This window comes from Sphingomonas sp. CCH9-E2 (genome assembly GCF_001557215.1).
Taxonomy (GTDB): Bacteria; Pseudomonadota; Alphaproteobacteria; order Sphingomonadales; family Sphingomonadaceae; genus Sphingomonas.
Map to the genome: position 1 here is coordinate 1 of NZ_LSJM01000171.1, position 1,276 is coordinate 1,276.

The window sequence follows — 1,276 nt, forward strand, 5'->3', positions numbered from 1 at the left end:
CGCGAGAAGCAAAATCAACGCTGCCGCCACGCCGATAAACGGAACGCTCGGCAGATGGTGTCGCATCCCTTCCCTGTCCATGACCCTCTCCCTGGTATTGCGGGCCAGCGCTGCGGATCGACCGGATGATCGTCACTTGCGTGTCAAGCGCTCGATGAGCGCCGTTCGACCGCAGCGCGGGCTCTCACGCTGAATACGCGCCTGGGCCGGGCTTCCCTCGAACTGTGCCGATCCTGCCTCGCTTCGGCGGAAATCGGATCATCATGCCGATCCCCAGCGTCGCTCACTGAATCGCCACGGCGATCGGACTTTCCGCGCATGGCGCATGGTCGCGGTACGTCTTTCCATCGGGCCAAAACGCTATTTGACGACCGGACTGGCTTCATGGTCTTCGAAATGAGGGACGGCCTGCTAATCTGCGTAATGCGAATGTCGGCGCTGATGCCGGCCTATTGGAGATTCCCTTTCCATGCGTTCTTTCATGTCCGCGCTTGCCGCCACAGCCATTATCGTCGCCGTGCCCGCAGCGGCTCACCCCAAGCTGGTCTCGTCGACCCCCGCGGCCAATGCGACCGTTAAGCCGACCGCGACTGTCCAACTGTCCTTCTCGGAGCGCCTGGTGGCGCGCCTCTCGACCGCTCAGGTGGTGATGACCGGCATGCCCGGCATGGCCAGCCATGCGCCGATGCCGATCCAGGGCCGCGTCGCCGCAGGCGCCGACGGCAAGAGCCTGGTCGTGACCTTCGCCCGGCCGCTCACCACTGGGACCTACAAGGTGAGCTACACGGTCGTTTCCGCCGACACGCACAAGATCGAGGGCAGCTTCGAATTCAAGGTTCGCTAAAGCGTGGAAAGTCTCGCCGTCGCAGGCCGCTTCCTGCTCTATCTAGACCTGATGGCCCTGTTCGGCTTCAGCGCATTCGCCCTCTATGCGCTGAGGGGGTCGGAGCGTGTCTCCGGCACGGTGCTGCCGCTTGCCGCTTTGGTTTTATCGGCGGCGAGCGGCGGCATTTTGCTATCGGTCCTCGGTACGGCGATCCTCGCAGCCACGCTTGGCGGAACCGGTTTGTCAGCCATCGATGGCGAGACGCTGGGGGTGCTGTTGTTCGATACGAGCAACGGCACCGCCTTGCAGATACGGATCGCCGTGCTGATTGTTGCACTTCTGTCGGCCTGGCCGCTGCGCCGGCACAAATGGGCGACGGCGTCGGCCATCGTCGTCACCCTCGCGGGCGGGGTCGGCCTGGCGAGCCTCGCCTGGGGCGGGCACGGTGCG

Annotated in this window: 2 protein-coding genes and 1 pseudogene; all 3 read left to right on the plus strand. The window is 64.4% G+C overall.

Annotated elements, in window-relative coordinates; translation table 11 throughout:
• Nucleotides 1-193: hypothetical protein (locus AX681_RS22830; RefSeq protein ID WP_231734905.1), on the plus strand; the 193-nt coding region annotated here is incomplete at its 5' end.
• A gap of 276 nt (nt 194-469) precedes the next feature.
• Nucleotides 470-844, plus strand: coding sequence for a copper homeostasis periplasmic binding protein CopC (gene copC / locus AX681_RS08810; protein WP_066658495.1), 375 nt, complete (start codon nt 470-472; stop codon nt 842-844).
• A gap of 3 nt (nt 845-847) precedes the next feature.
• Nucleotides 848-1,276, plus strand: a pseudogene (locus tag AX681_RS08815) (copper homeostasis membrane protein CopD); the annotation flags it as partial.